Source organism: Stenotrophomonas sp. GD03777 (assembly GCF_029842485.1).
Taxonomy (GTDB): Bacteria; Pseudomonadota; Gammaproteobacteria; order Xanthomonadales; family Xanthomonadaceae; genus Stenotrophomonas; species Stenotrophomonas sepilia.
Genome location: NZ_JAOCGL010000042.1, coordinates 22,581 through 31,747, shown reverse-complemented (window position 1 = coordinate 31,747; position 9,167 = coordinate 22,581). Strand labels below are relative to the sequence as shown.

At 68.0% G+C, this 9,167-nt stretch carries 8 protein-coding genes; 6 read left to right on the top strand and 2 right to left on the bottom strand.

Annotated elements, in window-relative coordinates; translation table 11 throughout:
• Positions 1-322: 322 nt before the first annotated feature.
• Both N5E02_RS11100 and tsaB read left to right on the top strand, forming a co-directional pair.
• The gene (locus tag N5E02_RS11100; RefSeq protein WP_164230516.1) at positions 323-2,380 is read left to right on the top strand and encodes an ATP-dependent DNA helicase; all 2,058 of its coding nucleotides are present in this window, start codon (positions 323-325) and stop codon (positions 2,378-2,380) included.
• 9 nt (positions 2,381-2,389) lie between these two features.
• A complete protein-coding gene (tsaB, locus tag N5E02_RS11095) occupies positions 2,390-3,103 on the top strand; it encodes a tRNA (adenosine(37)-N6)-threonylcarbamoyltransferase complex dimerization subunit type 1 TsaB (RefSeq protein ID WP_053501251.1) in 714 nt (237 codons plus the stop codon).
• A 573-nt stretch (positions 3,104-3,676) separates the two neighbouring features.
• On the opposite strand, the gene N5E02_RS11090 is transcribed toward tsaB, so the two are convergent.
• Both N5E02_RS11090 and gshB read right to left on the bottom strand, forming a co-directional pair.
• On the bottom strand, positions 3,677-4,561 hold the full coding sequence (locus N5E02_RS11090; protein WP_065178182.1) for an energy transducer TonB: 885 nt from the start codon (positions 4,559-4,561) through the stop codon (positions 3,677-3,679).
• Complete coding sequence (gene gshB, locus N5E02_RS11085) at positions 4,561-5,508, bottom strand: glutathione synthase (protein ID WP_065196658.1); 948 nt, start codon at positions 5,506-5,508, stop codon at positions 4,561-4,563. The genes N5E02_RS11090 and gshB overlap by 1 nt, the downstream gene beginning before the upstream one ends.
• A gap of 240 nt (positions 5,509-5,748) precedes the next feature.
• On the opposite strand from gshB, the gene pilG reads away from it, so the two are divergent.
• From pilG to N5E02_RS11065, 4 genes are read left to right on the top strand one after another with little or no spacing between them, the layout of a single operon-like run.
• Positions 5,749-6,150: a twitching motility response regulator PilG gene (pilG, locus tag N5E02_RS11080; protein ID WP_005418455.1), complete on the top strand. Its 402-nt coding sequence runs from the start codon at positions 5,749-5,751 to the stop codon at positions 6,148-6,150.
• Positions 6,151-6,168: 18 nt separating this feature from the next.
• Positions 6,169-6,531 (top strand): response regulator, encoded by a 363-nt coding sequence (locus N5E02_RS11075; protein ID WP_005410717.1) that lies wholly within the window; start codon positions 6,169-6,171, stop codon positions 6,529-6,531.
• Positions 6,531-7,061 (top strand): chemotaxis protein CheW, encoded by a 531-nt coding sequence (locus N5E02_RS11070; protein ID WP_065178184.1) that lies wholly within the window; start codon positions 6,531-6,533, stop codon positions 7,059-7,061. The genes N5E02_RS11075 and N5E02_RS11070 overlap by 1 nt, the downstream gene beginning before the upstream one ends.
• A 41-nt stretch (positions 7,062-7,102) precedes the next feature.
• Positions 7,103-9,139 carry a methyl-accepting chemotaxis protein gene (locus N5E02_RS11065; RefSeq protein WP_049415562.1) on the top strand — a complete coding sequence of 679 codons (2,037 nt, stop codon included), beginning with the start codon at positions 7,103-7,105 and terminating at the stop codon, positions 9,137-9,139.
• Positions 9,140-9,167: the final 28 nt, after the last annotated feature.

Sequence of the window (9,167 nt, the reverse complement as noted above, 5' to 3'; positions counted from 1 at the left end):
AAAACGGCTCCGACCCCTTCTTGTTTCCGTTCGACCCACCGCTTCTGAATCAGTCGAGCAAGCGCGACGCCACGAAGCACGTCCATCCGTCACCGGGAAACTGTCGAAGGCGGGGCGGGAGGGGCAGGCAGGACCGTTGGCGCCATGGATGGCGCCATCGAGCCCCCATGGACGGGTTTACGGCGTGTCCTGCCTGCCCCTCCCGCCCCGCCAAACACGCAGCAACCCAGAGCCATGAACCACGCTGTTGCTGTTGCTTTTGCCTGCGCTCTGGCTTGAAACGGGTGCCGGGCAGCGCCCTGCCGGGTATCCTTTCCCTCTGATGTCCGACCTTGTCCATGCCAGCCGCGAAGCCCTCAGCGAAGGCGGCGCGCTCGCCTCGCATCTGGATGCCTTCGTCCCGCGTCCGGCACAGCTGCACCTGACCGCTGCCATTGCCGATGCGCTGCAGCAGCGGGACCTGCTGCTGGCCGAGGCCGGTACCGGCACCGGCAAGACCTTCGCCTATCTGGTGCCGGTGCTGCTGTCCGGGCTGCGCACCATCATCTCCACCGGTACCCGCGCGCTGCAGGACCAGCTCTACCACCGCGATCTGCCGCGCGTGCGCCAGGCGCTGGGCGTCGGCCTGCGCAGCGCGCTGCTGAAGGGGCGCGCGAACTACCTGTGCCGCTATCGACTGCAGCAGGCGCGGGGCGAGCCGCGGTTTTCCAGTCCCGAACAGGCCGCGCAGTTCCAGCGCATCCTGGCGTGGTCCGGCCGCTCGGAGTTCGGTGACATCGCCGAGCTGGAGGGCCTGGCCGATGACTCGCCGCTGCTGCCAATGGTCACCTCCACTGTCGACAATTGTCTGGGCACCGATTGCCCATTCTGGGACGACTGCTTCGTGGTGCGCGCACGGCAGCGTGCGCAGGCCGCCGACGTGGTGGTGGTCAACCACCACCTGCTGCTGGCCGATCTGGCACTGAAACAGGACGGCTTCGGCGAGTTGCTGCCGGGGGCGCAGGCCTTTGTCATCGACGAGGCACACCAGCTGCCCGAACTGGCAGCGCAGTTCTTCGGCGAAGGTTTCGGCATGCGCCCATGGCAGGAACTGGGTCGCGACTGCCTGGCTGAAGCGCGCGGCGTAGGGGGCGCACAATCGGCGCTGCAGGAGCCGGTCGACCAGTTGCAACAGGCGTTGCTGGCGTTGCGTTCGGCGATGGAGGGGCTGCCGCCGCGTGGTACGCAGTGGCGTGCGCTGGCCATGCCACAGGTCCGCGACGGCTTCGATACGGTGATGGCCGGCCTGGTGGCACTGGAGCAGGGCCTTCAGCCGCTGCGCGAATCGGCGGCGGGTCTGGACGCCTGCCATGCGCGGGCGCGCGAGGCGGTGTCGCGGTTGCAGCGCTGGCTGGGCGATGATGAACCCACCCTGGATTTCGATACCGATCCGGCGGACCACGCCAGTGCCGCCGATGTGCTCTGGTACGAGCTCACGCCGCGGGGTTTCCGCTGCCAGCGCACGCCGATGGATGTGTCCGGCCCGCTGCGCGAGCATCGCGAGCGCAGCCGCGCGGCATGGATCTTCACCTCGGCCACGCTGACCGTGGGCAATGGATTCGACCACATCGCCACGCGCTTGGGCCTGGACGATCCGCATACCCTGGTCCAGCCGAGTCCGTTCAACTGGCCCGAGCAGGCGTTGTGCTACCTGCCGGAAGGCCTGCCTGATCCGGCCGCACGGGGCTTCGGAACCGCGCTGATCCAGACCCTTCGGCCGGTGCTGCAGGCATCGCAGGGCAGGGCATTCCTGTTGTTCGCCTCGCACCGTGCATTGCGCGAGGCCGCCGAGGCACTGCGCGACGGGCCATGGCCGTTGTTCGTGCAGGGTGAGGCACCGCGCGCGACGCTGCTGCAGCGCTTCCGTGAATCGGGCAATGGCGTGCTGCTGGGCTCGGCCAGTTTCCGCGAGGGCGTGGACGTGGTCGGCGAAGCGCTGAGCGTGGTGATGATCGACAAGCTGCCGTTCGCGGCACCGGACGATCCGGTGTACGAGGCACGCCTGGAGGCGATCCGCAGCCAGGGCGGCAATCCGTTCCGCGACGAACAGTTGCCGCAGGCGGTGATCGCACTGAAGCAGGGTGTCGGTCGCCTGATCCGCAGCGAAAGCGACCGTGGCGTGCTGGTCCTGTGCGATCCGCGCCTGCTCAACCGTGGCTATGGCCGGGTCTTCCTGGATTCACTGCCACCCTTCCGCCGCACCCGCAGCCTGGCCGATGTGCAGGCCTTCTTTACGCCACAATGGGGGCCCGTGGCTGATGATCCGGCTGATCCGGCTGACCCGGCCGCTGTCGCGCCGGGCCCGGAGCCGGCTCCCGGTGCCACGTTCCCCCTGTTCTGACCTGATCTGATGAAACTGCTCGCCTTTGAAACCGCCACCGAAGCCTGCTCCGTTGCACTGCATGTCGATGGGCAGGTGCTGGAACGCTTCGAGATCGCCCCGCGCCGGCATGCCGACCTGAGCCTGCCATGGGCCGAGGCGCTGCTCGCCGAAGCCGGCATCGGCCGTCGCCAGCTCGACGGCATCGCGCTCAGTCGCGGCCCGGGGGCGTTCACCGGTGTGCGCCTGGCGATCGCCATCGCCCAGGGCATCGCGTTGGCGTTGGACCGCCCGCTACTGCCGGTTTCGACGCTGCAGGTGCTGGCGCTGCGGGCACCGGTGGAAGAAACGCAGATCCTGTCGGCAATCGATGCCCGGATGGGTGAACTCTACGTCGCGCGCTTCGAACGCGTCGACGGCCTGCCGGTCGCGCGCGATGCCGAGCGCGTCTGCGCGCCCTCCGTGGTGACGTTGCCGGAAGGAATGTCGGCCTACGGTGTCGGTACCGGTTTCGGCGCGGGCGACGGCGCGCTGGTGGCACAGTTGGGCAGTGGCCTGCGCGGTTTTGATGCCGCGGCATTGCCGCGGGCGTCGGACGTGCTGGCACTGGCGGTGCCGGCGTTCGCGCGTGGCGAGGCGATCGCACCGGAGAAGGTCGAGCCGGCGTACCTGCGCGACAACGTGGCATTGACCCTGGTCGAGCAGCAGGCCGCGCGCGAGGCGAAGGCGAAGGCCAACGGCTGAGCCCCTCGTGGCGGGGTTGGTTGATCGCATAAACCAAAAGCCGCGCTTGGCCGGGCGGGGTGGGTTCGCGGGGGACGCCGTGAACCCCCAGTCCGGCCCAGCCGCTGGCGGCTGGGCGTTCGGGCGCTTGCGAAGCAATGCTTCGCAAGCGAAGCGCCCTCACCCATGGGGGCTTGGCCGCGGCATCCATGGTGCGGATACCCCCGCGAACCCAACCCGCCCGACCTCTGACAGTTTCCGTGTGCGTCCGCCACGGAAAATCAAAAGAAAATCAAAGTCAAAAGCGGATCGCTTCGCTCGCATCCACGCGTGGCGTGGATGTGTGTCGACCAAGGTCGACACCTACCCAAGCAATGGTGCGCCGTGATCTGTCAGAGGCGGGGCGGTGTCGGGCGGCGGGGTATCCGCGGCATGGATGCCGCGGCTAAGCCTACACGGACGTACTTGCGGCGTCCCCGCCGCCCGACACCGCCTCGCCACGCTTCAGTACACCAACCGCCGCTGTTGCTGTTGCTGTTGCCGTTGCTCTAGCCTTTCAGCGGGTCCCGGGCCGCAGGCCCGGGCAACAAACCCCTACCGGTCGTCGTGCAGGGTGCCACCCGGCAGGAACACCCAGGTACGGGTGACCTGCAGGATGTCGATCTCGTCCTCGGTCTTCGGCAGCGGCGGGAACGGCTGCGCCAGCTGCACCACCCGCAGCGCCGCCTCATCCAGCAACGGCGTCCCGCTTGAACGCAGGATCCGGCTGCTTTCCACGCTGCCATCGCGGCGCACGCCGACGCTGATCACCACCTGGCCGCCGAGCCGGCGCTGCCGGGCCTCGTCCGGGTAGTTCAGGTTGCCGACGCGCTCGGCGCGGTCGACCCAGGCGCGCAGGTAATTGGCGTAGGCATATTCGCGCGTGCTGGCCGACACGAACTTGCGGTTCGGGCGCTTGGCGTACTGCGCCGAGCGCAGATGCACCTCGGCCGCCAGCCGCGCCATCTCGGCATCACGCTGCTCGCGCGCGCTCAGCGGCGCATCCGGCTCAGGCTGTTCCGGCGTTGGACGGGACTGCGCCTGCGCCACGGTGTCCTCCCCATTGCGGCTGCTGACCACCCGTGCCTGCGGCGGCGGAACCGGCGCGGCCGATTGCTGTTGCTGGGGAACCGGGCTGAGTCCGGATTGCGCCTGCGGCACGATGCCGGCCTGGTTGTCGCGCGGACGCTGTGCGCGGTCGTGCTCGCCACCGCCTTCCTGGTTGGCGGCGGCCAGGAAATCAGCCTGCTTTGGCGTCAGTGCGGTGCGCGTCTGGCTGAAGATCACTTCCAGCGTCGGCACCAGCGGAGCATCGCCTTTCACGGCGAAGCCCACGCCCAGGATCAGCAGGGCGTGGACCAGCACCGACAGTGCGATGGTGGCCCCCAGCCGTTGCGCTTCGCGTGGCGGCGGGGGCAGAACGGCAGGTGCGGACGGCATCAGCGCAGGCCGGCCTCGAGCGCGTCGAACAGGGTGCCGGCAATGTTCAGGCCGTACTGCGCGTCGAGCTCGCGCACGCAGGTCGGGCTGGTCACGTTGACCTCGGTCAGGTAATCGCCGATCACGTCCAGGCCGACGAAGCGCATGCCACGACGCTTCATCTCCGGGCCGACCTGGCCGGCGATCCAGCGGTCACGCTCGCTCAACGGGCGCCCTTCGCCACGGCCCCCGGCCGCCAGGTTGCCGCGGAACTCGTCACCCTGGGGAATGCGCGCCAGGCAGTAATCGACCGGTTCGCCGTCGACCAGCAGGATGCGCTTGTCGCCGGCGCTGATGTCGGGAATGAACTTCTGGGCCAGCGCCAGCTTGCGGCCGCCGTCGGTCAGTGTCTCCAGGATCACGTTCAGGTTCGGATCGCCCTGGCCGCTGCGGAAAATCGAGCGGCCGCCCATGCCGTCCAGCGGCTTCAGCACGGCCTGGCCGTGTTCGAGGGCGAAGGCCTTCAGCGCCTTGGCATCGCGGCTGACCAGGGTCGGCGGGCAGCACTGCGGGAACAGCAGGGCAGCCAGCTTCTCGTTGTAGTCGCGCAGGCCCTGCGGGTTGTTGACCACGCAGGCACCGGCAGCGGCGGCCACGTCCAGCACCTGGGTGTCGTAGATGTACTCGGCGTCGACCGGCGGGTCCTTGCGCATCAGCACGATCTGGCCGGGTCCGAACTCGGTACGGCTGAACTCACCCAGCTCATACCAGCCGGCCGGGTCGTCGCGCACCTGCAGCGGCGCGGTCTGGGCCACCGCCACGCCACCTTCCAGGGCCAGTCCGCCCGGCCGCACGTAGTGCAGGGCATGGCCGCGGCGCTGGGCTTCCAGCAGCATGGCGAAGGTGGTGTCCTTGGCGATCTTGATGTGGGCGATGGGGTCCATCACCACGATGACGTTCAACGGCATGGTCGCACCTGTCAGGCAAGGCGTTGATGGTAGCGGCAACGCCGGTCGCGCGCCTCCCTGCCATACTGCAACGCAGCGTCCGCCCGGCGGTCGCGCACTCATTGCGAAACCCGTCACGTTCAGGAGGGGGCCATGCCCCGCGCCGTGGGGCGGCCTTGAAGCGGGCGCGGAAAGTGCGATATAGATACGCTTTCGCAGCGGCCCCCGCCAGAGATCGGGCCGTGCGCTTGGGGATAGGCAATGACTGAAAACACGACTGCGGGCGGGGAACTCGCAGGACTCCGGGTGATGGTCATCGATGATTCGAAGACCATCCGCAGGACTGCGGAAACGCTGCTCAAGCGCGAAGGCTGCGAGGTGGTCACCGCCACCGACGGCTTCGAAGCGCTTGCCAAGATCGCAGACCAGCAACCGCAGATCATCTTCGTCGACATCATGATGCCGCGCCTGGACGGGTACCAGACCTGCGCGCTGATCAAGGGCAACCAGTTGTTCAAGGCGACCCCGGTCATCATGCTGTCGTCCAAGGATGGCCTGTTCGACAAGGCGCGGGGACGCATCGTCGGCTCGGAGCAGTACCTGACGAAGCCTTTTACGCGTGAAGAACTGCTGGGTGCCATCCGCACGTACGTCAACGCCTGACCAGGGGGGAAAGGCACAATGGCTCGTATCGTTCTGATCGAGGATTCACCGACCGACCGCGCGGTGTTCACCCAGTGGCTGCGCCGTGCCGGCCACGAAGTGCTGGAAGCGGACAACGCCGAGGATGGCCTGCAGCTGGTCCGCGACCAGGTGCCGCAGCTGGTGCTGATGGACGTGGTCCTGCCCGGCATGAGTGGCTTCCAGGCGACCCGTGCGATGGCCCGTGATGCGGCGATCAAGCACATCCCGGTGATCATCGTCAGCACCAAGGCGATGGAAACCGACAAGGCCTGGGGCCTGCGCCAGGGCGCCGCCGATTACATCGTCAAGCCGCCGCGCGAGGATGAACTGATCGCGCGGATCAACGAACTGGTGGCCTGATGCGCTCGCCCTTCGACATCCTTGAAGCCTATGAACGGCGCAGCCTGGCCCATGCGGTGCAGCTGCCCGGGAAGCAGTTTGCCCAGGACCTGTGGCGTGGCGTGGGTTTCCGCGTCGGCCAGCGCCGGCTGGTGTCCGATTTCCGCGAAGTGGTGGAAATCGTACCGATGCCGCCGGTGACCCCGGTGCCCTGTGCGCAGCCCTGGCTGCTGGGCGTGGGCAACCTGCGCGGCAACCTGTTCCCGGTGGTCGACCTGAAGTACTTCCTGGAAGGCACGCGCACCGTGCAGCAGGAAGGCCAGCGCGTGCTGATCATGCGCCAGGCCGGCGGCGACGTCGCACTGACCATCGATGAACTGTTCGGCCAGCGCAGCTTCGAGCTGGACCAGCAGATCGAAGCGGGCACGTTGGCCGATGGCCGCTACGGGCATTTCGTCGATCGTGCTTTCCATGCCGACGGCCATGACTGGGGCGTGTTCTCGCTCTCGCTGCTGTCGCGCACCCCTGAATTCCGGCAAGCCGCGGCCTGAGGCCGGGCATCGCCCCCTGCATTGAAGATCGAGGTTGAACGATGAGTACTGCTTCGGACGCCACCAAGACCGGCAAGCTGCGGCTGGGCGGCAGCAACCTCTGGCTGTTCCTGCTGCTGGCATCGATGATCCTGTTCGGCGTCAACACCGGCGTCGCCACCTGGCAGGGCAGCCGCCTTGCCGACGCCGGCTCCAAGGCCGCCGACCTGCAGGTGCTGTCGCAGCAGCTGGCCAACCAGGGACGTGACGCGGTCGGCGGCAACGCCCAGGCCTTCACCGCCTTCAAGGCCACCCGCAACGCGATCGAGCAGAACGTGTCGACCCTGCAGGGACGCTACGGCAAGGAGCCGGGCGTAGCCGGTGCCATCGCCACCCTCGGCGAGACCTGGGCGCCGCTGGGCAAGCAGGCCGGGCAGCTGGTGGCCAGCGAACCGGCCGTGCTGGCGCTGGCCGGCAACGCGAACAACTTCACCGGCGCAGTGCCGGGCCTGCAGGCCCAGCTGAACGAGCTGGTGCGTGCGATGTCCGCTTCCGGCGCGCCCTCGTCGCAGGTGTACAGCGCGCTGCAGCAGGTCGTGGTGGCCGGTTCGATGGCCCGCCGCGTGACCGAAATGCGTGCCGGTGGCAGCGCCGCGGCGACCTCCGGCGATGCGCTGGCACGTGACATCACCGTGTTCTCGCAGGTGCTCGACGGCCTGCGCAACGGCAACGAGGAACTGGGCATCACCGCCGTGCGCGGTGCCGCCGCCGTGGCCGCGCTGGAACAGTCGCAGCAGAAGTGGGAAGCGATGAAGCAGGACGCCGACGCGATCCTGGCCAGCTCGCGCCAGCTGTTTGCGGCGCAATCCGCTGCCACCGCGCTGGGCCAGGGTTCGGCCCACATGCTGGATGACAGCCGCAAGTTGTTCGACGCGTTCTCCTCGTTCGGCTCGGTATCCGACACCCGCCTGTTCCCGAACTTCTGGATCGGCGTGGTGTCCGGTGCGCTGTCGCTGATCGCGATCATCGGCTTCGTCTCCACCAACGTGCGCAGCCGCTCGCGCGAGCAGGAACTGCGCTACCAGACCCAGGTGGAATTCAACAGCCGCAACCAGCAGGCGATCATGCGGCTGCTGGACGAAATCTCCTCGCTCGGCGAGGGCGACCTGACGGTGAAGGCCTCGGTGACCGAGGACATGACCGGCGCGATCGCCGACGCGATCAACTACGCGGTGGACGAGCTGCGCCACCTGGTGACCACCATCAACGACACCTCGGCCAAGGTCGCGATGTCCACCCAGGAAACCCAGGCCACCGCCATGCAGCTGGCAGAGGCCGCGGGGCACCAGGCCAACCAGATCACCTCGGCTTCGGACCGCATCGGGGAGATCGCGGCGAGCATCGAGCAGGTGTCGCGCAACTCGGCCGAGTCGGCCGACGTGGCACAGCGCTCGGTGGTGATCGCTGCCGAAGGTGCCGGCGTGGTGCGCGAGACCATCCAGGGCATGGACCAGATCCGTGACCAGATCCAGGAAACCTCCAAGCGCATCAAGCGCCTGGGCGAGTCGTCGCAGGAAATCGGCTCGATCGTGGAACTGATCAACGACATTTCCGAGCAGACCAACATCCTGGCGTTGAACGCGGCGGTGCAGGCCGCGTCGGCCGGTGAAGCGGGCCGCGGTTTCGCGGTCGTGGCCGACGAAGTGCAGCGCCTGGCAGAACGCACCTCGGGTGCGACCCGACGCATCGAAAACCTGGTCCAGGCCATTCAGGCCGACACCAATGAAGCGGTCACCTCGATGGAGCAGACCACGGCCGAAGTGGTGTCTGGTGCACGCCTGGCCGAGGACGCCGGTACCGCGCTGACCGAGATCGAACGCGTGTCAAACGCGCTGAATACCCTCATCAAGAACATCTCCATCGCCGCCCAGCAGCAGTCGGCCGCCGCCTCGGACATCACACGCACCATGGGCGTGATCCGGCAGATCACCGGGCAGACCTCGCAGGGTGCCGGACAGACCGCCGAGTCGATCGGCCACCTCGCGCAGCTGGCGGCGGACCTGCGCCGTTCGGTCGCCGACTTCAAGCTGCCGGCGTGACACGGGCAGGGCGGCGAGCAAGGAACCA